This is a genomic window from Stenotrophomonas sp. 21LCFQ19 (assembly GCF_056861425.1).
Genome location: NZ_JBSPUF010000005.1, coordinates 13,833 through 39,582, shown reverse-complemented (window position 1 = coordinate 39,582; position 25,750 = coordinate 13,833). Strand labels below are relative to the sequence as shown.

The following is a 25,750-nucleotide window of genomic DNA, read 5'->3' as shown; positions in this document are numbered from 1 at the left end:
CGGGCCGCGCTTTGCATCGGGTACCCTTGCCCAATGGAACCTTTGGATTCACTCAACCTATGGATGGAGCGCCTTCGTGACCGGGCGCGCAACGTCAGCTTCGGCCGCTTCCTGTGGAAGCGCTTCCTCGACGACCGCCTGTTCCAGGCCGCCGGTTCGCTGGCCTACACCACGGTGTTCGCACTGGTGCCGTTGGCTATTGTCGTGTTCGGGGTGCTGTCGGCGTTCCCGATGTTCGATCGTTGGAGCGAGGCGCTCAGCGACTATGTGTTTTCCAATTTCGTGCCCTCGGCAGCACGTGCGGCCGAAGGCTATCTGAAGCAGTTCTCGGCCAGCGCCGGGCAGCTGACCGCTGCCGGTTTCCTGGCCCTGGTGGTGTCGTTGCTGATCACCCTCAACAGCGTCGAGCAGACCTTCAACCGGATCTGGCGGGTAGCATCGGCGCGGCCGCAGCTGACCCGCTTCCTGGTCTATTGGACGGTGTTGACCCTGGGCGCCTTGCTGGCCGCTGCCTCGCTGGCGATCTCGGCCAAAGTGTTGTCGCTGCCCTTGTTCGGCACCACCGAGGGCCGCTGGCTGGCCGATCTTGGCCTGCGCCTGACACCGGTACTGATCGAATTTGTCTGCGTGGTGCTGATCTACCGGGTAGTGCCACACCACACGGTGAAGTGGCGCCACGCCATTCCCGGCGCGCTGCTGGCGGTGCTGATGCTGGAGCTGGTGAAGTGGGGCATGGGCCTGTACCTGGGCAGCTTCCAGTCCTATCAGAAGCTCTATGGCACGGTGGCCTTCGTGCCGATCCTGTTGCTGTGGATCTACCTGAGCTGGGTGTCGGTACTGCTGGGCGCGTCACTGGCCTCGTCGATCGCCGCCTTCCGCTATCAACCAGCGGCAATGCGGCTGCCACAGGGCTGCGAGCTTTACGGCCTTCTACGTCTGTTGGGACGCTTCCGCGAGGCGCGGCAGCAAGGGCGGGGGCTGGACGAAGACCAGCTGTTGCTGCTGGAGCCCATGCTCACCGACTCCTTGCTGCAGCAGTTGCTGGAGCAGATGGAAGCTATTGGCGTGCTGCGCCGTGACGAGCGTGGGGAATGGTTGCTGGCGCGTGACCTGGACGGCATCAGCCTGCATGAACTGTACGAAAGCGCGCAGCTGCGTATTCCCGCCGCCGAGGAATACCTGCCGATGCGCGAGGACAGCCTCGGGCAAGCGGCCTGCGATGCCCTGGATCAACTACGTCTGCCGTTGCGCGAACTGCTCAAGCGCCGTGTGGATGACATCTATGTAGAGCGCGGAGAGAGTCGATGATCAAGAAGTTTGTTCCCGTCGCGCTGCTGGCGCTGGCTCTGGCAGCGTGCAAGCCCGAGCAGGCGCCTGTCGCCGCACCGGCTGCTGCACCCGAGACACCGGCCACGCCCGGGGCGACCCAGCCCGGCGTGGTCCAGCAGACGGTGGAAGTGCCGCAGCTGCAGGTGCCAACCGTGGATGGCAAGACCTATGACCTGGCCAGTCACCGTGGGCAGTGGGTGGTGGTGAACTTTTGGGCCACTTGGTGCGCGCCCTGCCTGCAGGAAATGCCGGAGTTGTCGGCGCTGCATGCCATGCGCAGCAATGTGGAAGTGGTTGGCCTGGCCTATGAGGACATCGAGCTGGACGAGATGCAGGCGTTCCTGAAGGAGCATCCGGTGGCCTATCCAATCGCCATCATCGATACCTTCAGCCCGCCCAAGGATTTCGCGACGCCGCGTGGCTTGCCGATGACCTACCTGATCGGGCCGGACGGCAAGGTCGTCAGGCAGTTCCTGGGGCCGGTGAATGCGCAGGAGATCGAGCAGGCGATTGTGGCTGCCGGGGGTAAGGCAGTTTAAAGGGATGGTGGTTTTTGGCGGGACGTAGCTTCCAGGCGACAGCAACAAGCTTTGAAGCCAAGAGCACCCCTCCCCAACCCTCCCCTTCGCTGCGCGAAAGGGAGGGGGCTGTTCTCGGCATCTGTCAGATGGCTGCGGTGCCGCTGCTACTCCCTCCCCTTCGCTGCGCGAAAGGGAGGGGGCTGTTCTCGGCATCTGTCAGATGGCCGCGGTGCCACTGCTACTCCCTCCCTTTCGCGCAGCGAAGGGGAGGGTTGGGGAGGGGTAGCTTTTCAGCTCTTCGCGCAATCCCGGCTTCGCGGCTTACGCCGCTCCTGCAGCATCGCTGGGAATGCCCTTGCCGAGCATGGCTCGGCACTACAAGCCCCTCTCCCGTTTACGGGAGAGGGGGTGGGGTGAGGGCAGCCTTTCGGGCATTGCTGGAATGCTCCTGCCGAGCATGGCTCGGCACTACATGGCGCTGGACGTGCGCTTTGGCTTGGCGGCTTCTTCATCCACAACGAACGGGGTAATCGGCTTTACCACGCCGTACCTCTCCTTCTTGGGCTTGCCTGGCAGCGGTGGCAGTTCGACCACCGGTTCGTCGATGTGGGTATCCGGCAGGCGATCCAGCAGGTCGCGTATCAGGGTCAGGCGGCCGCGCTTCTGGTCATTGAAGTCCACCAGCGTCCACGGCGCCTGTGTGGTGTGGGTGGCTTCCAGCATGGCTTCGCGGGCCTGCGTGTAGGCGTTGTATTCCTGCCGCGATTTCAGATCGATCGGCGACAGTTTCCAGCCCTTGAGCGGGTCATCGCGGCGCTCGGCAAAGCGCTTTTCCTGCTGTTCCTGGTCCACGCACAGCCAGTACTTGAACAGCAGGATGCCATCGTCGATCAGCAGTTTCTCGAACGCGGGAGCCTGCTTGAGGAAGTCTTTGTACTGTGCATCGGTGCAGTAGCCCATCACCTTTTCAACGCCAGCACGGTTGTACCAGCTGCGGTCCATCAGCACGATCTCGCCGGCGGCGGGCAGGTGTGCGATATGGCGCTGGAAATACCACTGGCTGTCTTCACGTTCGCTGGGCTTGGGCAAGGCCACCACCCGGCACTGGCGCGGATTGACGTGCTTGGCGATGTCCTGGATGACACCACCCTTGCCGGCGGTATCGCGGCCTTCGAACAGCACCAGCACGCGCTGCCCGCAGTGCTGGGCCCAGCGGGCCATGTTGGCCAGTTCCAGCTGCATCGGTTCCAGCAACGCTTCGTACTGTTTGCGCTTGAGCTTGCCCATGGTCACTCCTTGTGGAGTGCCGAGCCTAACCCAATCGCATGTCAGTCAATGTCAGCGCCACACCAGCCGTGGCTGCCGGCCAGCTGTTGCAGCAACTGGGTCAGGTCGCTGGCGAAGCCGGGCATGTCGAACAGGCTGCTACGCTCGCGGGCTTCGGCCAGCCGCTGGCGCGTGGCCTGCAGGGCGGCAGTATTGTTGGCCAGTGCAATTGCCTTGGCGATGAAGGTCTGGTCATCGGCGACATTCATGTCATCCATGCCGAGGTGATGGTTGAGGCTGCCCGCCACCCGCGCGGCAAACGTGTTTCCGGGCGCAGTCAACACCGGGCAGCCAGCCCATAGCGCGTCGGAGGCGGTGGTGTGGGCGTTGTAGGGGTGTGTATCCAGGAACAGATCGGCATGCTGGTAGCGGGCCAGATACTGCGGATGCGGCAATTTGCGCATGAACACCAGGCGGGCTGGATCCACGCCGCGCTGACGGGCGACGTCCTGCAGGCGCTGATCCGCCTTGCCTGGGCCGGACAGCAGCCACAGCACGCTGCCGGGCACGCCCAGCAGCACCTGCAGCAGGCGTTCGACGCTGCGCGGGTTGAGCTTGTAACTGTTGTTGAAGCAACAGAACACCACGCCGGCTTCCGGCAGGCCACAGTCGCCGCGCGACGGTGGCGACTGAACAATGCGGGTGTTGTCCGAGGGCTGGAAGGCGCGCGGCAGGCGCAGCACCCTTTCGCTGAAGCCTGATTCCAGCGCCGATGGCAGCACGAATCCATCGGCGACGACGTAGTCGATCCACGGCGCGCCGGACGTGCCGGGGTAGGCCAGCCAGTTCAACTGCAGCGGAGCAGGGCGCATGGCCAGTACTTCGGGTGTGCCGCCGCCACCCCAACCGCGCAGGTCGAACAATAGATCGATGCCGGTGTTGCGTACGCGCTGGGCTATCGCCGCATGCGGCAGGCCGCTGACGTCGTGCAGTTGCTCCGCAGCGGCCTGCAGGCGTTGGCGGATGCTGCTGCCATCGTCGCGGTTGAGTGCAAACAGGTGGACCTGCAATTGCGGCTGCGCGTGCAGCTGCTCGAACAGGGCGACCGTCAGCAGTCCGGTCGGGTGCGCACCGAAGCCGTTGGAAAGAAAGCCGACGCGCAGCGCGCCGTGTGCACGCACCTGCGTTGCAGGCAGGCGCGGAATGGCTTGAGCAAGCACGCCGGCACGTTGCCGCGCACAGGCCAGTTGTTCGGCGGCGCTGGCATCCTCGCTGAGGAAGGCGAAGGGCTCCACGGCGGGATTGCCTTGCGCTACCGCGCGCCGCACTTGTTGCGAGAGCGCATCGATATCGCGCCAGTCGCAGAGCCGGCGCTGCCAGTTCAGGCGCTGTGCGGCCATATAGGCCTCGTCCGGTGCCAGCGCATGCGCGCGTCGATAGGCGTCGGCGGCGGCTTCGGGCTGGTTGGCATCTTCCAATACGTGCCCCAGCCACAAGGCCATGCCGGGGTGCTGCGGAGCGAGCTGGCAGGCCTGCAGCAGCAGTGCGGCGGCTTCGTCATGCCTGCCTTGCATCCAACGGGCGCGGCCGAGCCGGGCGAGGGCTTCGGGGTGTTGTGGACGCAGCTGCAGTGCTCTGGATGCAGCTGCTTCACCTGCGCGCACATCGCCGATGCCAAGTTCTGCATCGGCCAGCATCACCCAGGCGATGAAGTCACCGGGCTGGCGGGTGACGGCATTGCGGAGCTGGTCGCGTTCGTTGAGGGCGTTGGTCATTGTGCTTGCTTTGCTCCCTCCCTTGCGCGTAGCGCAGGGGAGGGTTGGGGAGGGGTAGCTGTTGATTTTGCTCTGGGCTGGCGACTAAGGCCAAATCCAGAGGCAGCTGCCAAAGCCAGAGCCAAAGCCAAAGCCAAAGCCAAAGCCAAAGCCAAAGCCAAAGCTACCCCTCCCCAGCCCTCCCCTATGCTTCGCATAAGGGAGGGAGCAAAGCAGGTGCTGCGTGCTGGAGGGGGTTACGTCCCTTCAGCCAGGCGCGCCAGCTCATCCACCTGGTGTTCGTGCTGCAGCCGTGCGATCAGGTCGTCGAGGCCGCCTTCGATGATGTTGGGCAGGTCATACAAGGTAAGGCCTTCGACGCGGTGGTCGGTGATGCGGCCCTGCGGGAAGCTGTAGGTGCGGATGCGCTGGCTGCGATCGCCACTGCCTACCTGCAGGCGGCGCGACTCGGCCTGGGCTGCGGCCTGCTTGCTGCGCTCGGCATCCAGCAGCTGCGCCTTCAGTCGCTTCATCGCCTTGTCGCGATTGGCGTGCTGGCTGCGCTCGGTCTGGCATTCCACCACCACGCCGGTGGGGACGTGGGTGATGCGGATCGCCGACTCGGTCTTGTTGACGTGCTGACCGCCGGCGCCGGAGGAACGGAACGTGTCCACCTTCAGATCCGCAGGGTTGATCACCACGTCTTCGACATCGTCGGCTTCGGGGATGATCGCCACCGTCGCTGCCGAGGTGTGGATGCGGCCCTGCGATTCGGTGGCCGGCACGCGCTGCACACGGTGCGTGCCGGATTCGAACTTCAGCTTGGAGTAGGCGCCGCGGCCAACCACGCGTGCCACGATCTCCTTGTAGCCGCCGTGTTCGCCGGGGTTGTCGGATTCGATTTCCACCTTCCAGCCCTGGCGCTCGGCATAGCGGGCGTACATGCGGAACAGGTCGCCGGCAAAAATCGCCGCCTCGTCGCCGCCGGTGCCGGCGCGCACTTCCAGGAACAGGTTGCCTTCATCGCGCGGGTCGCGTGGCACCAACAGCAGCGCCAGTTCCTTGTCCAATACCTGCAGGCGGGCCTGGGCAGCGCTGATTTCTTCCTCGGCCAGCTCGCGCAGTTCCGGGTCATTGCGCATGGCTTCGGCCGAGGCCAGGTCTTCCAGCGCACGGGTTTCGTTCGCCAATGCAGTGGCGATGGGTTCCAGTTGCGAGAACTCACGGGAAAAATTGCGGAAACGCTCGTTGTCGGCGACCACATCAGGGTCGGAAAGCAGGCGTTCCAGTTCTTCTCGGCGCTCGGCCAGTGCCAGCAGCTTACGGCGCAGGGTCGGCGTCATCATTCCTCGCAGCGGGGTGGTGATACCCGGGGGTGGCCGGGAACAGGCGCTCGGCGGCGCGGGTGAGATCGGTATCGCCATCCTGCGCGGCTTGGCGCAGGGCGGCGGTGGGTGGATGCAGCAGGCGGTTGGTCAGGCCGTGCGCCAACTGCTCCAGTACTTCGTCGGGGAGTTTGCCATGCGCCAGCTGTTGCCGGGCCTTGGCCAGCAATTCGGCGCGGGTGGCCTCGCCGAACGCGCGCAGTTGCCGGATCGGCGCCTGCAGGCGAGTGGCGCGCAGGTTCTCCAGGTAACGGGTGACCTGCAGGTCGATGATGGATTCGGCCTCGGCGGCGGCCTCGCGGCGGCCGCGGCGGTTTTCTTCCACGGCCCGTTCCAGGTCATCCACGGTGTACAGGTAGGCGTCGGCCAGCGTGCCAACCTCGGCGTCGATATCGCGAGGCACGGCCAGGTCGAACAGCAGCATCGGCTTGTGCCGGCGCAGGCGCAACGCGTTGGCGACCTGGCGGTGCAGGATCACCGGCTCGCGCGCGGCGGTGGCCGAGAACACCACATCGGCTTCGCCCAGATGGCGCTCCAGCTCGGTCAAGGGCAACGCCACGCCGCCGTGCCGGCTGGCCAGGTCCTGGGCATTGGCCAGGGTGCGATTGGCGATGAGCAGGCGCTTCACCTTGGCATCGCTCAGATGCTTGGCGACCAGCTCCATGGTTTCGCCGGCACCGACCAGCAGCACGGTGGATTCATCCATTCGTGCAAACGAGTCCTGCGCCAGCCGCACCGCGGTGGAAGCCACCGAGATTGGATTGGCGCCGACGCGGGTGTCGGTGCGGGCACGCTTGGCCACGGAGAAGGTCTGCTGGAACAACCGGTCCAATTGTTGCCCGATTGCGCCGCTGTCGTGGGCCAGCGCCCAGGCATCTTTCACCTGGCCCAGGATCTGCGGCTCGCCCAGCACCATCGAGTCCAGGCCGGTGGCGACCCGGAACAGGTGGCGCACGGCCTCAGCGTCGCTGTGCTGGTAGAGGTAGCCCTGCAGGCTGCCGGCGTGGTGCTCCAGCCAGTGGCTCAAGGCCTTGCTGTCCTCGGCAACGGCATACAGCTCGGTGCGGTTGCAGGTGGACAGCAGCACCGCCTCGGCCAGTTGCGGGGTCTGCCGCAATGAATCCATCGCGCGCGGCAGGGCGTCTCCGCCAAAGGCAGCGCGTTCGCGCAGTTCTACCGGCGCAGTCTGGTGATTCAGTCCGAGCACCCACAGGGTCATCTGTTCAGTTGCTTGCGATAAGCTGCTGGCTGTTGAAGGCCGCCATTTTACGGCCCGGTTGCGTCAGATGCCCGTATTCAATCGCATATGCACCGTTCTGTTGCTTTCCCTGCCGGTTTTTCCGGTGCTGGCGGCCCCGGTTGCGCCAGTCCAAGCGCCATTGGCGGCCGAAGGCCTGCCGCTGACCCCGGTGCTGGCCGGCGAATTCTCGCTGCAGGCCGGCAAGTTGCCCGATGCCGCCCGCTGGTACCTGCAGGCCGCCCAGGAAGCCAAGGGCGACGTGGGCCTGGCTGAACGTGCCACCCGCATCGCCATGCTGGCCGATGATGCCGACCGCGCCGAACAGGCGCTGGCGCTTTGGGCGCAGCGTGACCCTGGTTCGGTCGCAGTGCGCGGCACCCGTGGTGCGCTGGCCATGCGCAATGGCGATGCCAAGCTGGCCCGCAAGGAGTTGTTGGCGGTGCTGCGCTCTCCTGAGCCGCGCGCCTGGCGCTATGCGCTGCTGGCGCTGGCTACTGGTGGCCGCGACCCGGCGGTGCCGGCACAGGTGCTGGGCATGCTGGTGGACGCCAATGCGATCCCCAATGATCTGGAGGCCTGGCAGGAGTTCGGCCGGCTGGCCCTGCGCATGGAGCGACCGGAGTTGTCGCGGCGCATGGTCGGCGAGGTGGTCCGGCGCTTCCCGGACGAGCCGCGGGTGGCGCTGTTGCATGCCTCCCAACTCAACCAAGCCGGCAAGAAGGACGAGGCGCTGACCCTGCTCAAGGGCATCGAGCCCAGGGCCGAGAAGGACGAAGAGCTGCGTGGTGCGTTGGCCATCGCCTATGACACGCTGGGTGAAACCGCCGCAGCCGAGCATGTCCTGTCGATAGGTGAGCAGAACCTGCAGAGCTGGGGCATGCGTGCCTCGCTGCTGGCCAAGCAGAAGGACGATGTGGCGCTGCTGGCGCTGTATCAGGACATCGCGGCCAAGGCCAGCAAGCCTGATCCCGACCAGCGCCTGCTGCTGGGCAAGATCGCCGAGTACCTGAAGCGCTACCAGGAAGCCGTGGATTGGTATCACGGCGTGCCCGGTGGCGAGCATCGCGGTGAGGCCCAGCTGCGTGCGGTCAACGCGCTGCACCTGATGGGCGACAAGGCGCGCGCTGCCAAGGAAGTGCAATCGATCCAGGCCGATGCCTCGCTGGACGACGATGTGCGCCGTGACGCCTATCTGCTCGAATCCGAGCTGCAACTGCGTGATGGCGATACCAAGGCCGAGTTCGATGTGCTGGCCCGTGGCCTGGCTGCGTTCCCGGATGACAGTGCCTTGCTGTACGCCCGCGCGCTGGCCTGGGAGCGCAACGACAATGTGCCGCGCGCCGAGGCTGACCTGCGCAAGGTGCTGGTGGCCGAGCCGGAGAACGTGGCGGCGCTGAACGCGCTGGGCTATACCTTGGCCGACCGCACCCAGCGCTACCAGGAGGCATTGGAGCTGATCGACCGTGCGCGCGTCGCCGAGCCGGACAATGCGGCCATCGTCGACAGCTATGGCTGGGTGCTGTATCGGCTGGGTCGCAACGACGAGGCGCTGGTGCATCTGCGCCGCGCCTGGGGCTTGAACAAGGACCCGGAAATCGCCGCGCATGTGGGCGAGGTGCTGTGGGTGCTGGGGCAGAAAGACGAAGCCCGGCGCTACTTCGACGAGGCCCGCAAGCTGGATCCGGACAACCGTGCGCTGCAGCGTGCGATCGAAAAGTTGGGTGTATGAACGTAATGATGTGGCGGGCGCCGTTGGCGCTGCTGGTGGTAGGTACGCTCGCAGCCTGTGGTTCGGTGCCCAAGCGCCAAACGGCGCCGGTAGCGGCTGAAGTGGCGCAGGTGTCCGCGCAGGCACAGGCGGCGGAGCAGCAGCGGCAAACCGCCTTGCGGGCGCAGCCGGACTGGTCGTTCCAGGGCCGGGTGGCGATCAGCAAGGGGCGCAACGGTGGCAACGGCCGGATCGACTGGCTGCAGCAGGGGCCTGCCTATCAGGTCAGCCTGGCTGCACCAGTGACTCGCCAGAGCTGGCAACTCAGTGGTGGTGAGCCCGGCCAGGCGGTGCGTCTGGAGGGACTTGATGGCGGGCCGCGCACGGCCGATGACGCCGGCCAGTTGCTGTTGCAGGCCACTGGCTGGGAAATCCCGGTCGCCCAGCTGGCGGAGTGGGTGCGCGGTCTTCCCAGCGCCGGTGCCAGTCCCGAACACCTGGGCTTCGACGCCGAAGGGCGGCCACGGGTACTGCGCCAGCAGGGTTGGCAGGTGGATTACCTGGACTGGTACCCGGCCGAGGCCGGGCGTCCGTCGTTGCCGCGCCGGATCGAGGCGGTCAATGGCGATGCCAAGGTCCGCCTGATCGTGGATGAATGGGGTGCGGACGCGCCATGACTGCCGTTGTTGTCGAAGCGGGCTGGTCGTACTGGCCGGCCCCGGCCAAGTTGAACCTGTTTCTGCATATCACCGGCCGTCGCGCGGATGGCTACCACGTGTTGCAGACCGTATTCCGGCTGCTGGATTGGGGTGATCGCATCGGGCTGCGCCTGCGTGAAGATGGTCAGGTGCATCGGGACGGGCCATCGGTGGCCGGTGTAGCCGAGGCTGATGATCTGGTGGTTCGTGCGGCCATCGCGCTGAAAAATGCCACCAATTGCGGTAAAGGTGTCGATATCCGGGTCGAAAAGCGGATCCCTGCCGGCGGCGGCTTTGGCGGTGGCTCATCCGATGCGGCAACCGTGCTGGTGGCGCTGAATGCGCTATGGGGCACTGGTCTGGACGAGGACGCGCTGGCCGCACTTGGTGTCGGTCTAGGCGCCGATGTACCGGTATTCGTGCGCGGGCGCAGCGCCTGGGCCGAAGGTGTGGGCGAATTGCTGACGCCGATGGAATTGCCGGAAGCATGGTATTTGCTGGTGGATCCGGGCGTTCACGTGCCCACGGCTGAACTTTTCCGTTCACAGCATTTGACGCGGGATGCCAAGCCCGTGAAAATAGCGGACTTCGCTTCCGGGACCGTCCTCGGAAATGCGTTCGAGCCGGTACTACGGCGCCAGGAACCTGCCATCGAGGCGACGTTCCAGGCCTTGTCAGGTATTGGTCGGGCACGACTCACGGGGTCGGGAAGCGGTTGTTTCGTCGAGTTCGCCACGCGCGCTGCTGCAGAGCAGGCCTTGGCGGAGTTGCCGCCGCAACTGCGAGCATGGGTAGCTGCGGGTGTTGATCGCTCGCCACTGCTGGATGCGCTGGATACGACGGGAATTGTTTGATGCAGGGGCGTCGCCAAGAGGCCCAAGGCACCAGGTTTTGATCCTGGCATTCGTAGGTTCGAATCCTACCGCCCCTGCCACACACTCCCAACGCTGTAAGCGCAATGGATGTGCGCCAGTCACACCTGCGCCACCACTGCAGTACTCACGTTTCCATTTGCTACTCGCCCCCGCCCGAGAGAGCTGTCATGCAAGATTCCCCGAACCTGCTGGTCTTTTCCGGCAATGCCAATAAACCTCTTGCACAGAGCATCTGCAAGGAACTCGGGGTAAGGCCGGGCAAGGCGCTGGTTTCCAAGTTCTCCGACGGTGAAGTACAGGTCGAGATCCAGGAAAACGTGCGCAAGCAGGATGTTTTCGTCGTTCAGCCGACCGGTGCTCCCAGTGCCGAGAACCTGATGGAACTGCTGGTGATCATCGACGCGCTCAAGCGCGCGAGCGCCGCATCCGTCACCGCGGTGGTGCCGTACTTCGGCTACGCCCGCCAGGATCGCCGCATGCGCTCCTCGCGCGTGCCGATCACCGCGAAGGTTGCTGCAAAGATGTTCTCGGCCGTGCATACCGACCAGATCCTCACGGTCGACCTGCACGCCGATCAGATCCAGGGTTTCTTCGACATGCCGGTCGATAACGTCTATGCGTCGCCGCTGCTGCTGGCCGACATCTGGCGTGTCTACGGCACCGACAACCTGATCGTGGTCAGCCCGGACGTAGGCGGCGTGGTACGCGCCCGCGCCGTGGCAAAGCGCCTGGATGATGCCGACTTGGCCATCATCGACAAGCGCCGTCCGCGTGCCAACGTCGCCACCGTGATGAACATCATTGGTGACGTCGAGGGCAAGACCTGCGTGATGGTCGACGACATCGTCGACACCGCCGGCACCCTGTGTGCTGCCGCTGCCGCCCTCAAGGCGCGCGGTGCACTGAAGGTCGCCGCGTACTGCACCCACGCCGTGCTCTCGGGCCCGGCGGTGGACAACCTGAACAACTCCCAGCTCGACGAGCTGGTGGTGACCGACACGATTCCGCTTTCCGAAGTGGCCCGCGTCTGTCCCAAGATCCGCCAGATCAGCGTGGCCGAAATGCTGGCCGAGACGATGCGTCGCATCGCCTTCGGTGAGTCGGTCAGCTCGATGTACGTGGATTGATGCATCCGGTCCCCGGCTTGCCGGGGATCATCACGGGCTCTTCTGGTCGCGGAAGAGTCTTTACGCAACGCCGCGAGGCGATGCAACAACCTAGAGTAGTCAACAATGGCAAATTCCCACGAAATCAAAGTCGCCCGTCGTGACGTGCAAGGTCAGGGTGCGAGCCGCCGCCTGCGTCACGAAGGCGTGGTCCCGGGTATCGTTTACGGTGGTGACAAGGAGCCGGTGAAGGTCCAGTTCAACCACAACGAAATCTGGCTGGCCCAGTTCAACGATTGGTTCTACTCGTCGATCATCGACCTGAACCTCGACGGCACCATCCACAAGGTGCTGCTGCGTGACATGCAGCGTCACCCGTACAAGCAGCTGGTCATGCACCTGGATTTCCAGCGCGTGAACGAAAATGAAGTGCTGCACGCTTCGGTGCCGCTGACCTTCATCAACGAAGACACCTCGCCGGCTGGCAAGGCTGCCGACGTGCTGGTCACCCACGAACTGAAGGAAGTGTCGATCGCTTGCTTGCCGAAGGACCTGCCGGAGTCGATCGAAGTCGACCTGGGCGAGCTGAAGGCTGGCGACATCATCTACCTGTCGGGCCTGAAGCTGCCGGCTGGCGTGGAAATTCCGGCCCTGAAGCTGGGCAAGGGCCATGACGACGCTGTTGTCATCGCCAAGACCGCCGCTGCAGAAGAAGCAGCAGCCGAGTAATCGGCCATGCTGCGCCCGCTCTTCGGAGCGGGCGCAGCAGGTGTATCTGACAGATGACTGGCTTGCGATTGATCGTTGGTCTGGGCAACCCCGGACCCGAACACGCCCGGACCCGGCACAATGCCGGGTTTCATTTCGTTGAGGCCCTGGCAGAGCGGCAGGGCGCGCGCTGGGCGCTGGAAAGCAAACTGTTTGGCGAAGTCGCCAAGGTCGAGATTGCCGGGCAGCCGGTGTGGCTGTTGAAGCCGGCGACCTACATGAACCTGTCTGGCAAATCGGTCACCGCCGCACAGCGGTTCTGGAAGATCGAGCCGGAACAGACCCTGCTTGCACACGACGAACTGGACATGCCGCCCGGCGTGGCCCGGCTCAAGTTCGACGGTGGTCATGGCGGCCAGAACGGCCTGCGTGACACCATCCGTCTGCTCGGTCATGGCAAGTTCCATCGCCTGCGTCTTGGCATCGGCCATCCCGGTCACAAGGACCGCGTGGTGGGTTGGGTATTGGGCCGTCCGTCGCCGGACGACGCCGTGCTGATGGCACAGGCCATCGATGCGGCCATCGACGTGATGCCGTTGGCGGTAGCCGGTGATTACAGCGAAGCGATGAAGCGTCTGCACACCACCAAGTGAGCGAAAAATGGGGAATGGGGAATGGAACGGCACTAGGCCCTTCCGGTTCTCCATTCCCGATTTTCCATTCACGGGAGTTCAAGCATGGGTATCAAATGCGGCATCGTCGGTCTGCCCAATGTCGGCAAGTCGACCCTGTTCAATGCGCTGACCAAGGCGGGTATCGCTGCGGCCAACTTCCCGTTCTGCACGATCGAGCCGAACACCGGCGTGGTGCCGGTGCCGGATCCGCGCCTTGATGCGCTGGCAGCCATCGTCAAGCCGGAACGGGTGATCCCGACCACGATGGAGTTCGTCGACATCGCCGGTCTGGTCGCTGGTGCGTCCAAGGGTGAAGGCCTGGGCAACAAGTTCCTGGCCCACATCCGCGAGACCGACGCCATCGCCCACGTCGTGCGCTGCTTCGAAGACGGCAACGTCATCCACGTGGCCAACAAGGTCGACCCGATCGCTGATATCGAAACCATCGATACCGAGCTGGCGCTGGCCGACCTGGAATCGGTGCTGAAGGCGCTGGATCGCGCCACCCGCGCGGCCAAGGCCAACGACAAGGAAGCGCTGGCCCGCAAGCCGGTGCTGGAAAAGCTGGCTTCGGCGCTGGACCAGGGCAAGTCGGCGCGTGCCGCCGGCCTCGATGCCGATGAGAAGGCGCTGATCCGTGACATGTTCCTGATCACGCTGAAGCCGCTGATGTACATCGCCAACGTTGCCGAAGACGGCTTCGAGAACAATCCGCTGCTGGATGTCGTGCGCGCCCGCGCCGCGGCCGAAGGTGCCGAAGTGGTGCCGGTGTGTGCGGCCATCGAAGAAGAAATGGCGCAGCTGGACGACGCCGACCGCGACGAGTTCCTCAAGGATCTCGGTCTGGAAGAGCCCGGCCTGAACCGCGTGATCCGTGCCGGCTACAAGCTGCTTGGCCTGCAGACCTACTTCACCGCAGGTGTGAAGGAAGTCCGCGCATGGCAGCTGCGCGCCGGTTCGACCGCACCGCAGGCAGCAGGCGTGATCCATACCGACTTCGAGCGTGGCTTCATCCGTGCCGAAACCATCAGCTACGAGGACTTCATCAACCTCAAGGGTGAGCAGGGCGCCAAGGAAGCCGGCCGCCTGCGCCTGGAAGGCAAGGACTACATCGTCAAGGAAGGCGACGTGCTGCATTTCCGCTTCAACGTCTGATTCCAGCGACGTTGCTGCAGCAACAAGGCCCCGCAATGCGGGGCCGTGTTGTATGTGTGGTTTGTTGTGTGATTAAAATTTGATCACCATTTTGAAAGCCTTGCAGCGCAAGGCCTGCGCGCAATTGTCCACAGTCTTCTCCATCCATTGCACACAGCGGCTGTGGAGAAATCCCTGGGCAGACGGATGCTTGTGGGAGCGGCGTGAGCCGCGAAGCTGGCATTCCTGCAACGCCGGGAGACTGCGCCACCTGATGATGTGCGTGCTTCGCGGCTTACGCCGCTCCTACAAAAAAGCCGCACGCCGTTGTTGTAGTGCATTGGCGAAAAATTCACCGCCATTCTGAAAGCCTTGCAGCGCAAGGCCTGCACGCGGTTGTCCACAACCTTCTCCAGCCATTGCGCACAGCGCTTGTGGAGAACCCGATAAGCCGGATGACTGCTTGTAGGAGCGGCGTCAGCCACGAAGCTGGTATTCCTGCAGTCCCGGGAGGCTGGGGCATCTGATGATGTGCGTGCTTCGTGGCTTACGCCGCTCCCACAAAAAGCCGCATGCCTTCGTTGTAGTGCAGTGGCGAAAAAAACACCGCCATTTTGAAAGCCTTGCAGCGCAAGGCCTGCACGCGGTTGTCCACAGCCTTCTCCAGCCATTGCACACAGCGGCTGTGGAGAAGAATTGTCATGGTGTTGTCCAGGCAGTGCTGGCTGGTGGTGCCGCCAAGGCCCGCACAAACAACAAGGCCCGCCAATGGCGGGCCTTGTTGGCACTAGGTGCAGACTGGCCTTACAGCGCCTTGCCGCCCAACTTCCAGGTGAGCTGCAGGTAGTAGCTGCGGCCCATGCTGTCGAACCACGAAGTGTCGTAGTACGGGTAATTCGACCAGGTCGGGTCCTTCGGCGGCATCTTGTCGAACAGGTTGTTGACCGACAGCGACACCCGCAGGTGATCAGTGATGTCGTAGCGGGCGCCGGCGTTGAAGCGCCAGGTTGCTTTGGTCCATGCGTCGTTGTCGTAGTTGGCGACCTTGCCCAGGTAGTTGCCGAACAGGCTGGCGCCCCAGGCACCCTTGTCCCAGCTCACGCCCAGGTTCGACTTCACCCGCGGCAGCGTGGTGGCGCTGAAGCTGACATCGAGCATGTCTTCCTTCGGGTCGCCGGGGAACTGCTGGCGGGTGTGGCGATGGGTCCAGTTGTACTGGCCGGTGAAGCTGAAATCGCCTGCGTTCGCTGTCTGCAGACGGTAGTTGGCGGCCACGTCGATGCCCGAGGTTTCCTCGTTGGCGATGTTGATCGGGCCGAACAGCACGCTGGTGATGTTGCCGTCTGCATCGCGGACTACGCGGGCCAGGGCATCCACGCAGGTCGGTGAGTTGATGTCCACGGCGGCACCTGTATCGGTTCTGCCGAGGCGACAGTCCGCTTCCTGGATGCGCAACAGTTCGCGGTCCTGCGTCTGCACCTGATTCTCGATCCGGATCTTGTAGTAGTCCACCGCCAGATCGAAGTTGGTCACGGGTGACCACACGAAACCGGCCGAGAACGACTTGCTCGTCTCCTCATCCAGATTCATGTTGCCGCTGTAGACATCGAACGTGCTGACGTCGTAGTTGCCAAAGTCGCGGTCGTAGCATTCGCCGTCGGTTGCACCGGCATTGTCCGAACGACAGGCCAGGTAATCGGTGGCGAAGCGGGTGCGGTAGTAGTCGTTGCCGGCAAACAGGTAGTGCATGTCCGGCGCACGGAAGCCGGTGCCATAAGAACTGCGCAGCAACAGCGTATCCAGCGGACGCCATTCAAGACCGGCGCTGTAGGTGAACTTGCCCGGGCTCTTGTTGCCGTAGCTGTAACGGTCATAGCGGCCGGCAACGCTGGCCTGCAGGGTGGAAGCGATTGGCAAGCGCAATTCGCCGGCAGCACTCCAATGATCACGGTCGCCGCTGCCATCACCATAGCGCGGCCCGTAGTATGCGTCTTCGGTAAGTGCGAGTGGATCGGGATTGATCTTGTAGGACTGTTCACCGTATTCCACTGCACCTGCGAAGCCGACGTCACCTGCAGGCAGCGAGAACAGCGACGCGGTATCGACGGTGAAGCTGAGGTTGTCGTTCTTGGCTTCCGGGCGGAAGGTGGACATCGCCGCGATCGAGGCAAACTCGGCGGTGGTCAGTGGTGTGAACAGGCGCGTCGGATCCGGGGTGTAGATCGCGATGCCGTCATCGTCGTAACCCTGCAGTTCGCCCAGGAACAGGCGGTTGGCTGCAGCTGCCTTGATGCGCGGCATCTTGACGTCAGCCTTGTACTGGGAGTGGTTGTAGGCCGCTTCCCAGTTCCACTCCTCGGCGAACATGCCCTTCAGGCCGGTGGTTACCGCAAACGTCTTCTGGGTGGTGGTGTTCATGCGGTTGCGCAGGCCGCCAACCTCCTCCGGGGTGAACTGACGCGCCCAGTTCTCATAACGCCCGGTGGTGGCGTTGTAGAAGATCTTGTTGCGGTAGTTGCCTTCCGAGTTCGGGTCATGGAACTCCCAGCCCATGTGGTCGCTGGCGACATCATTGCCATTGGTGCCGGTCAGCAGTTTGACCTTCTGCTGGCCAAGCTGGACATCGGCAAACCACGACAGCGCATCATTGAAGCGGTACTCGAACGAACCATAGGCATTGAAGCCTTTGCGCTCGTTTTGGATGGTGCGATAGGCAATGGCGCGTTCGCTGCCGCAATACGGGCCGAGGTCGTTCTCGGCGAGCACGGTGGTGCCGCCGTTGAGGCCGGCCATCGCCGCGCAATTGTCGGCCGGGGCGATGTTTTCGTCATCGTCCCAGTTCTGCAGCTGCGCGATGAGGCGCGGCAGCTGGCGTTCTGCAGCAGGCGAATCCAGCGTCGAATCCTGCACGCTGCGGTCGGTGCCCCACAACGGGCGCTTGTTGATCAGTTCAACGCCGACGATGCCGCTGAACTTGTCCTGCTCAAAGCCGGTGGTGATCGTCAAATTCTGCGATGAGCCACCGCCCCGGCTGGTGTCGCCAAAGCGGTAGTCGAAGGTGGTGCCATCGGTGGACTTCTTGAGGATGAAGTTGATGACGCCGGCCATTGCGTCCGAGCCGTACACCGCCGAGGCGCTGCCGGTCAGCACTTCAATCCGGTCGATCATGCCCAGCGGGATGTTGCCGACATCGGTGAAGTTGCTGCGGCCATTGAGCGGCAGCGGGAAGTCGGCGATGCGTCGGCCATTGACCAGTACAAGGGTATGGTTGGGCCCAAGGCCGCGCAGATCGACTGCCTGTGCGCCAGGCGTGGACTGGGCGCCGGTGGTGTTCTGCTGTCCCTGCGTGCTGCCGCTGTTCTGGCTGAGCGAGCGCAGTACGTCGGGTACCGAGGTGAAGCCGGCGGATTTGATCTGCTCAGCCGTCACCACGGTGACCGGTGCCGGGCCTTCCACCTGGGCGCGCGGGATGCGCGAGCCGGTGACCTGCACCGTGTCGAGTTGTTGCGGTTGGCCCTGGGTGGCGGTCTGCGCCAGGGCGGGGGCGGCCATCGACAGCAGGGCCAGTTGGATTGAACACACCATTGCGTGCTTACGCATGAATCAGCTCTCTGATGAAAAGTGTCCGGATTTGTCCTGTCGGCATGTAGGGGAATGCCGGCCAACCCTGTCTGTAATGTGAATGGGGTCACTGCATCTAACACCTTTTTTACACGCTTGACCACTGCCAGAAAGTCTGGCATTACAGCTGTAAGCGATTACATGGATCGGGTAGAGGGCGCTATGAAACGTAAGAGTTCCTGGCTGGGGCGAGTGGTCCTGGCTATCGCGGCTATTGCTGCGGGGGGCGTGGCCCACGCCGAGGATTCGCGCGGCATCAGTGCTGCCGGCTATCGCTACTACGAAGTAGGTGACCTGGATGTGCCGCGCCCGGGCAAGACCGAGGCGGCCATGATGTTGATGGGCGGCGGCGACTGGGTGCCGGAAGCCTTCCACTGGTGGGTTGAGCGGGCAGGGCACGGCCGCGTGGTGATCCTGCGCGCCTCTGGCGACGACAACATGCAGAAGGAGCTGTACTACGACATCGGCGGCGTCACCGCAGTGCAGACGCTGGTGTTCGACAGCCGCAAGGCGGCCGACGATCCGGCCGTGCTGCGGGTGGTGCGTGGTGCCGATGCGATTTTCATCGCTGGCGGTGACCAGTCGCGCTACATCCGTTTCTGGAAGGGCACCGAGCTCAATACCCTGCTCAATGAGCATGTCCGCGCGGGCAAGCCGATTGGTGGCACCAGTGCGGGCTTGGCCATCCTTGGTGGTTATTCCTATGGCGCGCTGGATGGCGGCAGTGTCAATTCGCCGACTGCGTTGAGCGACCCGATGGGCAGCGAGGTGACCATGGACCGGGATTTCCTGACCATGCCCTACCTGTCGAACGTGGTGACCGATACGCACTTTGCCAAGCGTGACCGTTTGGGACGGCTGATTGTCTTCGTCGCCCGCGCTGCCCAGGACAAGGGCCAGGACGACATCGTCGGTATCGGCGTGGATGAGGACACCGCGCTGTGCGTGGAGGCCGATGGGCGTGGCCGGGTGTACTCGCTGGTCGATGGCTATGCATGGTTGGTGATGCCGCGCCGCACGGCTGATCGCCTGAGCAATGGTGAGCCGTTGGAATTCAGTTCGATTCCGGTCACGGGCGTGGGCTCGGGTAGTCGCCTGCATCTGGATGGCTTCAAGGTCGACAATGCCGCCTTCACCGCGATGGCCAGTGTCGTCGACGGCGAGTTGGAGCTGCATCCCAACTGAGTGCGTGCGTTCAACAGATAAAAAGGGGCTTCGGCCCCTTTTTTTGTTGTCCTTTGGCGCGCGGCGCGGCTGTTGGGGGCGGAGGCGGCCGCGTGGGTGTGGCTGGCGATGGAAAGGCGGTGCCTGCGACCGTGGTGACTGTTCAGAGTGGCAGGCACCTGCCTAGAATCGGGCTTCCATTCGGGAGTGAAGAAACATGAAGCTGACTTCTGCAGTACTGCTGGGCCTGGCGTCGCTGTCCTCGGGAGCTGCTGCGGCAGCCGAGGTTTCTCCCCTGCTGGTCATCCATGGCGGGGCGGGGGTGGAGCGCAAGGATTTCAGCGCTGCAGAAGAGCGCGCCGCACGTGCGGCGCTGACCGAGGCATTGCGTCAAGGTCATCAGGCACTGGCCGCTGGCAAGCCGGCACTGGATGCGGTGACTGCCGCGATAACTGTGTTGGAGAACGATCCGACCTTCAATGCAGGTCGCGGTGCGGTGTTTACCCATGACGGCAAGAATGAGCTGGACGCCTCGCTGATGGATGGCGCCACGCTGCGTGCTGGTGCCGTCGCTGGCGTGCATACGGTCAAGAACCCGATCCTGCTGTCGCGCGCCGTGATGGAGCATTCGCCGCACGTGATGATGGTGGGGCAGGGCGCGGAGATGTTTGCCGCCGAACAGAAGATCGAACTGGTGGATCCGTCCTACTTCCGTACCGAGAAACGCTGGGAGCAGTTGCAGCGTGCATTGAAGGAAGAGGCGACGGGGCAGGCACATGCCGACCTGGAGACCGCCAAGCATTTCGGCACCGTCGGTGCGGTTGCGCTGGACAACCAGGGCAAGCTCGCCGCGGGTACGTCCACTGGCGGCATGACCAACAAACGCTATGGACGGGTTGGTGATTCGCCGATCATCGGCGCTGGCACCTATGCCAATGATCAGTGTGCGGTTTCAGGCACGGGCTGGGGTGAGTACTACATCCGCCTGTCCGTCGCGCATGAGATCTGTGCACGCATGAAGTACCTGAAGGAAACACCGGCACAGGCCGGCGATGAAGTGATCGTCAAGCGCGTGCCAGAGCTCGGCGGCGATGGCGGCGGTATCGTTCTGTCTGCGGATGGCAAGGCGGCGATGCCGTTCAATACCGAAGGCATGTATCGCGGTTGGATTGGTGCCGATGGCGTGCCGCACGTGGCGATTTTTGCCGACGAAAAGATTAAAATGCCCGGCGAGTGATCGGCACCGCCGATGCCGAAAAAGAAATTTCACCGAATGTGAAGATTTCTGTTGACAGCATCGGCGCTGATCACCAAAATAGCGAGCTCACCCACCCCTGACCGGCAAGGCCGCGGTCCTCGACAAGGGAGTGGAATGGAGGGATACCCAAGCGGCCAACGGGGGCAGACTGTAAATCTGCTGGCTTACGCCTTCGGTGGTTCGAATCCACCTCCCTCCACCAGTTTTATGTTGTGACGTGTTTTCCCGGTGCGGGAGTAGTTCAACGGTAGAACCTTAGCCTTCCAAGCTAATGGTGCGGGTTCGATTCCCGTCTCCCGCTCCATTGAACGAAACGAAAAAACACGGCATAATAGACAACTCGCTCACGTAGCTCAGTCGGTAGAGCACCTCCTTGGTAAGGAGGAGGTCGAAGGTTCGATTCCTTTCGTGAGCACCATCTTTCGCAGATAGTGCACAACTAACCCTGTTACCGAGAAGAAGCAGCCATGTCCAAGAGCAAGTTCGAGCGTACCAAGCCGCACGTTAACGTCGGTACTATCGGCCACGTCGATCATGGCAAGACCACGCTGACTGCCGCACTGACCAAGATCGGTGCAGAGCGCTTCGGTGGCGAGTTCAAGGATTACTCCTCGATCGACGCTGCGCCGGAAGAAAAGGCACGTGGCATCACGATCTCGACCGCACACGTTGAGTACGAATCCGCTACCCGTCACTACGCCCACGTGGATTGCCCGGGCCATGCTGACTACGTCAAGAACATGATCACCGGTGCTGCCCAGATGGACGGCGCGATCCTGGTCTGTTCGGCTGCTGACGGCCCGATGCCGCAGACCCGCGAGCACATCCTGCTGTCGCGTCAGGTCGGCGTGCCGTACATCGTCGTGTTCCTGAACAAGGCCGACATGGTTGACGATGCCGAGCTGCTGGAACTGGTCGAAATGGAAGTCCGCGAGCTGCTGAGCAAGTACGACTTCCCGGGCGACGACACCCCGATCGTGCACGGTTCGGCTCGTATGGCGCTGGAAGGCGACCAGAGCGACATCGGCGTGCCGGCCATCCTGAAGCTGGTCGATGCACTGGACAGCTGGATCCCGACCCCGGAGCGTGACGTCGACAAGCCGTTCCTGATGCCGGTGGAAGACGTGTTCTCGATCTCGGGCCGCGGCACCGTGGTGACCGGTCGTATCGAGCGCGGCGTGATCAAGGTCGGCGAAGAAATCGAAATCGTCGGTATCCGTCCGGTCCAGAAGACCACCGTCACCGGCGTGGAAATGTTCCGCAAGCTGCTGGACCAGGGTCAGGCAGGTGACAACGCTGGTCTGCTGCTGCGCGGCACCAAGCGTGACGACGTCGAGCGTGGCCAGGTTCTGGCCAAGCCGGGTTCGATCAAGCCGCACACCCAGTTCGAAGCCGAAGTGTACGTTCTGTCGAAGGACGAGGGCGGCCGTCACACCCCGTTCTTCAAGGGCTACCGTCCGCAGTTCTACTTCCGTACCACCGACATCACCGGTGCGGTTGAGCTGCCGGAAGGCGTCGAGATGGTGATGCCGGGCGACAACGTGAAGATGGTTGTCACCCTGATCAACCCGGTGGCAATGGACGAAGGTCTGCGCTTCGCAATCCGCGAAGGTGGCCGTACCGTCGGCGCCGGCGTGGTCGCAAAGATCGTCGCTTAATAAGCCTGGAGCGCCAGCAGTAACTGCTGTTGGCGGCGCGGATGGCGGGCCGGGTACCTCGGTCCGCCTTCGCCGTCTAAGGTGATATGTAATAGCCAAGTTTTACGCCAGTAGCTCAATTGGCAGAGCAGCGGTCTCCAAAACCGCAGGTTGGGGGTTCGAGTCCCTCCTGGCGTGCCATTTGCAACTCTCTATCCAGTGACCTTGGTCGCACCAGCTACAAGAGTCGGATGAACAGCAAGATCGAACATTCCAAGCCCGCCGCGTCTTCTGGTGGCGATATCGTCAAGTACGTCGGCGCTGCGCTGTTGGTGCTGGCTGGTTTGTTTGTCTGGTTCTGGTTTGCCGATCAGCCGCGTGCTGCCCAGCTGGGCGCATGGGCCGGTCAGTGGCGTGCGCTGGCAGTGGTTTTGGGTCTGGTGGCCGGTGGTGCAGTGTTCGTGCTGACCACGAAGGGCCGTCAGGCAATCGAATTCCTTTCTGAATCCCGTTTCGAGCTGCGCAAGGTCGTGTGGCCGACCCGCCAGGAAGCTATCCGCATGACGTGGGTGGTGGTTGTGGTGGTGATCGTGTTGAGCCTGCTGTTGGGTGGCTTCGACTTCGTGATCCAGAAGCTGACCCAGTGGTTCCTGGGTCGTTAAGGAGATATCTGTGAAGCGTTGGTACGTCGTTCACGCCTATTCAGGTTTTGAGAAGTCGGTTGCGCAGGCACTGCGTGATCGCATTGCGCGTGACGAGATGCAGGAGCTTTTTGGCGACGTGCTGGTCCCCACGGAAGAAGTGGTGGAAATGCGCGCTGGCCAGAAGCGCCGCTCCGAGCGCAAGTTCTTCCCGGGTTACGTGCTGGTACAGATCGAGACCCACGAAGAAGCCGGTATCCCGCGTATCGACAACGAAAGCTGGCATCTGGTCAAGGAAACCCCGAAGGTCATGGGTTTCATTGGTGGCACTGCTGACCGTCCTTTGCCGATCCAGGACAGCGAAGCTGCTGCCATCCTGAATCGCGTCCAGGAGGGTGTCGAGAAGCCGCGTCCGAAGGTGCTGTTCGAGCCGGGCCAGATGGTCCGTGTCACCGAAGGCCCGTTCAATGACTTCAATGGCGTTGTCGAAGAAGTCAATTACGAAAAGAGCCGTCTGCGCGTCTCGGTGCTGATCTTTGGTCGCGCCACGCCGGTCGAGCTTGAATTCGGCCAGGTCGAGAAAGCGATCTGATGGCTGCGCGCCGCCTGTTCAGGTGGCGACGAAAAAAGCTGCTACAATTTTCGGCTCCCCAATGAGGGAGCAAATCAAGGGCTGCCGCGAGGTGGCCTTTGGTGCGATTTCACAACGCGATGCCGGGACGCGTGATTCCCGGTCCGATGGGGAGCCTGTTGTCGCAAGGCGCTAGCACCCGGAGAGCACTCTAATGGCAAAGAAAGTTGTCGGTTATATCAAGCTGCAGGTAAAGGCCGGTCAGGCCAATCCCTCGCCGCCGGTCGGTCCTGCGCTGGGTCAGCGTGGCCTGAACATCATGGAATTCTGCAAGGCGTTCAACGCTGCCACGCAGAAGCTGGAACCGGGTCTGCCGGTGCCGGTGATCATCACGGCCTACTCGGACCGTACGTTCACCTTCATCACCAAGAGCACCCCGGCGACCACGCTGCTGAAGAAGGCCGCTGGCATTTCTTCGGGTTCGAAGAAGCCGAACACCGACAAGGTGGGCAAGGTTACTCGCGCGCAGCTGGAAGAAATCTGCAAGGCAAAGGAGCCGGATCTGACGGCTGCCAGCCTTGACGCCGCCGTGCGTACGATCGCGGGTTCTGCCCGTTCCATGGGCCTGGTGGTAGAGGGTTAATCTGATGGCACAGACCAAGCGTGAGAAGGCCATCAAGGCCGCTATCGTCCCGGGCAAGGCATACGCCTTCGAGGACGCAATCAACATCCTGAAGACCGCCACCAAGGCCAAGTTCGTCGAGTCCATCGACGTGGCCGTGCGTCTGGGCGTGGATGCCAAGAAGTCCGACCAGCAGGTTCGCGGTTCCACCGTGCTGCCGGCCGGTACCGGCAAGTCGGTCCGCGTTGCCGTGTTCGCTCCGGCCGGTGCCAAGGCTGACGAAGCCCTGGCCGCTGGCGCCGAAGCCGTCGGCATGGACGACCTGGCTGAGAAGATGCAGGCCGGCGATCTGAACTATGACGTCGTCATTGCTACCCCGGACGCGATGCGCGTTGTCGGTAAGCTGGGCACCCTGCTGGGCCCGCGTGGCTTGATGCCGAACCCGAAGGTCGGCACCGTTTCGGCCAACCCGGGCGAAGCCGTCAAGAATGCCAAGTCGGGTCAGGTGCGTTACCGCACCGACAAGGCCGGCATCATCCACTGCACCATCGGCAAGGCCAGCTTCGAAAACGGCGCGCTGCAGTCGAACCTGCAGGCACTGCTGGTTGACCTGATCAAGGCCAAGCCGGCCACCTCGAAGGGCCTGTACCTGCAGAAGGTGTCGGTCAGCTCGACGATGGGCCCGGGCGTGACTGTCGACCAGTCCTCGCTGTCCCTGAAGTGACGTACCGGCCCGTGCGCGCATAGCGCGCACGGCTTTGCCGGCACGTCATCCCCGCGAAGGCGGGGATCGCTCTGATGCTCTTGGGCTTCAGAGCAACAAGAAACACCAGCGTCACCGGTAACGGTGATGCTGACTTTTGAAGGCGTCGCGCAGGGTGACCTGCGTGGAGCCGTCAAAGACCGCAGGCGCGGTCAGCGCATACCGGCGACGGGCATGGAGGCTCGATTTGGCAAGGAGTCGCCGCCGGCATAGCGAGATCGCTTAATCGATTCGTTCTCGGATCACCCTGCGTAGATGGTGCCGCCCTTCTGGATTTTTCTGGTTCACGTACGTCCGGGTTTGCCCGGGTTTGCACTCCAGCTCTAGAACGGCCACCACCGGAACATCACCCGATGTTCCCGGCGTCCAGGACGGATGCCGCCCAGGACCGCACACGGCTAGGAGCCGTAAGCGGAATATGTTTGAAGCAGGGTGTTGAGGTTCGGCCAGGGAGGCCTGCAGCAGTGGCATTGCCGCTCTTGCCAATCCCGGATCCCGAATTCCCAGTCCCAGCTTAAACGGAGGAGTGCAATGGCTCTCAATCTGTCCCAGAAGCAAGAAGTAGTCGCCGAGCTGGCAGACGTCGCCGCCAAGGCCCACTCCTTGATCGCAGCCGAATACGCTGGCACCACGGTCGCTCAGATGACCGCGATGCGTAAGCAGGCCCGCGAAACCGGTGTTTTCTTGAAGGTTGTCAAGAACACGCTGGCCTCGCGCGCCGTTGAAGGCACCGATTTCGCAGTTGCAAAAGACCAGATGGTTGGTCCGCTGCTGTATGCGTTTTCGCTTGAGGAGCCCGGCGCAGCCGGTCGCCTGATCAAGGAAGCCGCCAAGGGTAACGACAAGCTGAAGGCGAAGGTCGTGGCAATCGGCGGGGAAGTTTTCCCGGCCAGCCACGTCGACGTGCTGGCATCGTTGCCGACCCGTGATCAGGCCCTGGCCATGCTGGCCCGCGTCCTGACCGAGCCGGTCACCATGTTCGCCCGCGCCGTCAAGGCTATCGGTGAGAAGCAGGAAGGTGGCGCAGCGGAAGCTGCAGCGCCGGCCGCTGAAGCTGAAGCCGTCTAAGTTCGAC

Annotated in this window: 23 protein-coding genes and 5 tRNA genes; 22 read left to right on the top strand and 6 right to left on the bottom strand. The window is 63.2% G+C overall.

Annotated features, from left to right (window positions below):
* Window positions 1–33 precede the first annotated feature (33 nt).
* Together AC13FW_RS07165 and AC13FW_RS07160 are read left to right on the top strand one after the other, a co-directional pair.
* The gene (locus AC13FW_RS07165; RefSeq protein ID WP_296250782.1) at window positions 34–1,308 is read left to right on the top strand and encodes a YihY family inner membrane protein; all 1,275 of its coding nucleotides are present in this window, start codon (window positions 34–36) and stop codon (window positions 1,306–1,308) included.
* Complete coding sequence (locus AC13FW_RS07160; protein WP_482988657.1) at window positions 1,305–1,868, top strand: TlpA family protein disulfide reductase; 564 nt, start codon at window positions 1,305–1,307, stop codon at window positions 1,866–1,868. Before AC13FW_RS07165 ends, AC13FW_RS07160 begins: the two co-directional genes overlap by 4 nt.
* A 450-nt stretch (window positions 1,869–2,318) precedes the next feature.
* Here the strand turns inward: AC13FW_RS07160 and ppk2 are convergent, their stop codons facing one another.
* The 4 genes from ppk2 to hemA all read right to left on the bottom strand — a co-directional run bounded on the left by ppk2 (window position 2,319) and on the right by hemA (window position 7,474).
* The gene (gene ppk2 / locus AC13FW_RS07155) at window positions 2,319–3,137 is read right to left on the bottom strand and encodes a polyphosphate kinase 2 (protein WP_482986363.1); all 819 of its coding nucleotides are present in this window, start codon (window positions 3,135–3,137) and stop codon (window positions 2,319–2,321) included.
* Window positions 3,138–3,178: 41 nt separating this feature from the next.
* Window positions 3,179–4,891: an O-linked N-acetylglucosamine transferase, SPINDLY family protein gene (locus tag AC13FW_RS07150; RefSeq protein WP_482988656.1), complete on the bottom strand. Its 1,713-nt coding sequence runs from the start codon at window positions 4,889–4,891 to the stop codon at window positions 3,179–3,181.
* Window positions 4,892–5,127: 236 nt separating this feature from the next.
* The gene (gene prfA, locus AC13FW_RS07145) at window positions 5,128–6,213 is read right to left on the bottom strand and encodes a peptide chain release factor 1 (RefSeq protein ID WP_482988655.1); all 1,086 of its coding nucleotides are present in this window, start codon (window positions 6,211–6,213) and stop codon (window positions 5,128–5,130) included.
* Window positions 6,191–7,474 (bottom strand): glutamyl-tRNA reductase, encoded by a 1,284-nt coding sequence (gene hemA, locus AC13FW_RS07140; RefSeq protein ID WP_296252472.1) that lies wholly within the window; start codon window positions 7,472–7,474, stop codon window positions 6,191–6,193. Before hemA ends, prfA begins: the two co-directional genes overlap by 23 nt.
* Before the next feature lie 67 nt (window positions 7,475–7,541).
* On the opposite strand from hemA, the gene AC13FW_RS07135 reads away from it, so the two are divergent.
* The 8 genes from AC13FW_RS07135 to ychF all read left to right on the top strand — a co-directional run bounded on the left by AC13FW_RS07135 (window position 7,542) and on the right by ychF (window position 14,419).
* Window positions 7,542–9,224, top strand: a complete 1,683-nt coding sequence (locus AC13FW_RS07135) for a tetratricopeptide repeat protein (protein WP_482988654.1) — start codon at window positions 7,542–7,544, stop codon at window positions 9,222–9,224.
* Window positions 9,221–9,880 carry a lipoprotein insertase outer membrane protein LolB gene (gene lolB, locus AC13FW_RS07130; RefSeq protein WP_482988653.1) on the top strand — a complete coding sequence of 220 codons (660 nt, stop codon included), beginning with the start codon at window positions 9,221–9,223 and terminating at the stop codon, window positions 9,878–9,880. Before AC13FW_RS07135 ends, lolB begins: the two co-directional genes overlap by 4 nt.
* Window positions 9,859–10,755: a 4-(cytidine 5'-diphospho)-2-C-methyl-D-erythritol kinase gene (ispE, locus tag AC13FW_RS07125; protein WP_482988652.1), complete on the top strand. Its 897-nt coding sequence runs from the start codon at window positions 9,859–9,861 to the stop codon at window positions 10,753–10,755. Before lolB ends, ispE begins: the two co-directional genes overlap by 22 nt.
* 3 nt (window positions 10,756–10,758) lie before the next feature.
* Window positions 10,759–10,835, top strand: a tRNA-Gln gene (locus AC13FW_RS07120).
* 108 nt (window positions 10,836–10,943) lie between these two features.
* A complete protein-coding gene (locus AC13FW_RS07115) occupies window positions 10,944–11,903 on the top strand; it encodes a ribose-phosphate diphosphokinase (protein WP_282267136.1) in 960 nt (319 codons plus the stop codon).
* Between the two features lie 105 nt (window positions 11,904–12,008).
* Window positions 12,009–12,611 (top strand): 50S ribosomal protein L25/general stress protein Ctc, encoded by a 603-nt coding sequence (locus tag AC13FW_RS07110; protein ID WP_282267139.1) that lies wholly within the window; start codon window positions 12,009–12,011, stop codon window positions 12,609–12,611.
* 53 nt (window positions 12,612–12,664) lie between these two features.
* Window positions 12,665–13,243 (top strand): aminoacyl-tRNA hydrolase, encoded by a 579-nt coding sequence (pth, locus tag AC13FW_RS07105; protein WP_296252462.1) that lies wholly within the window; start codon window positions 12,665–12,667, stop codon window positions 13,241–13,243.
* Between the two features lie 84 nt (window positions 13,244–13,327).
* Entirely contained in the window at window positions 13,328–14,419 is a 1,092-nt protein-coding gene (ychF, locus tag AC13FW_RS07100; RefSeq protein ID WP_296252459.1) for a redox-regulated ATPase YchF, read from the top strand.
* 526 nt (window positions 14,420–14,945) lie between these two features.
* Here the strand turns inward: ychF and AC13FW_RS07095 are convergent.
* Complete coding sequence (locus AC13FW_RS07095; protein ID WP_482988651.1) at window positions 14,946–15,167, bottom strand: hypothetical protein; 222 nt, start codon at window positions 15,165–15,167, stop codon at window positions 14,946–14,948.
* Window positions 15,168–15,202: 35 nt separating this feature from the next.
* Window positions 15,203–17,998 carry a TonB-dependent receptor plug domain-containing protein gene (locus tag AC13FW_RS07090; RefSeq protein WP_482988650.1) on the bottom strand — a complete coding sequence of 932 codons (2,796 nt, stop codon included), beginning with the start codon at window positions 17,996–17,998 and terminating at the stop codon, window positions 15,203–15,205.
* A 162-nt stretch (window positions 17,999–18,160) separates the two neighbouring features.
* Between AC13FW_RS07090 and AC13FW_RS07085 the strand changes: the two genes are divergently transcribed.
* From AC13FW_RS07085 to rplJ, 12 genes are all read left to right on the top strand, one after another.
* Complete coding sequence (locus AC13FW_RS07085) at window positions 18,161–19,204, top strand: cyanophycinase (protein WP_482988649.1); 1,044 nt, start codon at window positions 18,161–18,163, stop codon at window positions 19,202–19,204.
* Between the two features lie 196 nt (window positions 19,205–19,400).
* Window positions 19,401–20,420: an isoaspartyl peptidase/L-asparaginase family protein gene (locus tag AC13FW_RS07080; RefSeq protein WP_482988648.1), complete on the top strand. Its 1,020-nt coding sequence runs from the start codon at window positions 19,401–19,403 to the stop codon at window positions 20,418–20,420.
* A 137-nt stretch (window positions 20,421–20,557) separates the two neighbouring features.
* Window positions 20,558–20,643 (top strand) — tRNA-Tyr (locus tag AC13FW_RS07075).
* 28 nt (window positions 20,644–20,671) lie between these two features.
* Window positions 20,672–20,745, top strand: a tRNA-Gly gene (locus AC13FW_RS07070).
* Window positions 20,746–20,783: 38 nt separating this feature from the next.
* A tRNA-Thr gene (locus AC13FW_RS07065) sits at window positions 20,784–20,859 on the top strand.
* A 49-nt stretch (window positions 20,860–20,908) separates the two neighbouring features.
* The gene (gene tuf, locus AC13FW_RS07060; protein WP_481509898.1) at window positions 20,909–22,099 is read left to right on the top strand and encodes an elongation factor Tu; all 1,191 of its coding nucleotides are present in this window, start codon (window positions 20,909–20,911) and stop codon (window positions 22,097–22,099) included.
* Window positions 22,100–22,203: 104 nt separating this feature from the next.
* A tRNA-Trp gene (locus AC13FW_RS07055) sits at window positions 22,204–22,279 on the top strand.
* 50 nt (window positions 22,280–22,329) lie between these two features.
* Window positions 22,330–22,740 carry a preprotein translocase subunit SecE gene (secE, locus tag AC13FW_RS07050; RefSeq protein ID WP_482988647.1) on the top strand — a complete coding sequence of 137 codons (411 nt, stop codon included), beginning with the start codon at window positions 22,330–22,332 and terminating at the stop codon, window positions 22,738–22,740.
* 10 nt (window positions 22,741–22,750) lie between these two features.
* Window positions 22,751–23,311, top strand: coding sequence for a transcription termination/antitermination protein NusG (gene nusG / locus AC13FW_RS07045; protein WP_057630031.1), 561 nt, complete (start codon window positions 22,751–22,753; stop codon window positions 23,309–23,311).
* A 193-nt stretch (window positions 23,312–23,504) separates the two neighbouring features.
* Window positions 23,505–23,933, top strand: coding sequence for a 50S ribosomal protein L11 (gene rplK / locus AC13FW_RS07040; RefSeq protein ID WP_057630030.1), 429 nt, complete (start codon window positions 23,505–23,507; stop codon window positions 23,931–23,933).
* A 4-nt stretch (window positions 23,934–23,937) separates the two neighbouring features.
* Window positions 23,938–24,636 (top strand): 50S ribosomal protein L1, encoded by a 699-nt coding sequence (gene rplA, locus AC13FW_RS07035; protein WP_481544868.1) that lies wholly within the window; start codon window positions 23,938–23,940, stop codon window positions 24,634–24,636.
* Between the two features lie 570 nt (window positions 24,637–25,206).
* The gene (rplJ, locus tag AC13FW_RS07030; RefSeq protein ID WP_282270681.1) at window positions 25,207–25,743 is read left to right on the top strand and encodes a 50S ribosomal protein L10; all 537 of its coding nucleotides are present in this window, start codon (window positions 25,207–25,209) and stop codon (window positions 25,741–25,743) included.
* Window positions 25,744–25,750: the final 7 nt, after the last annotated feature.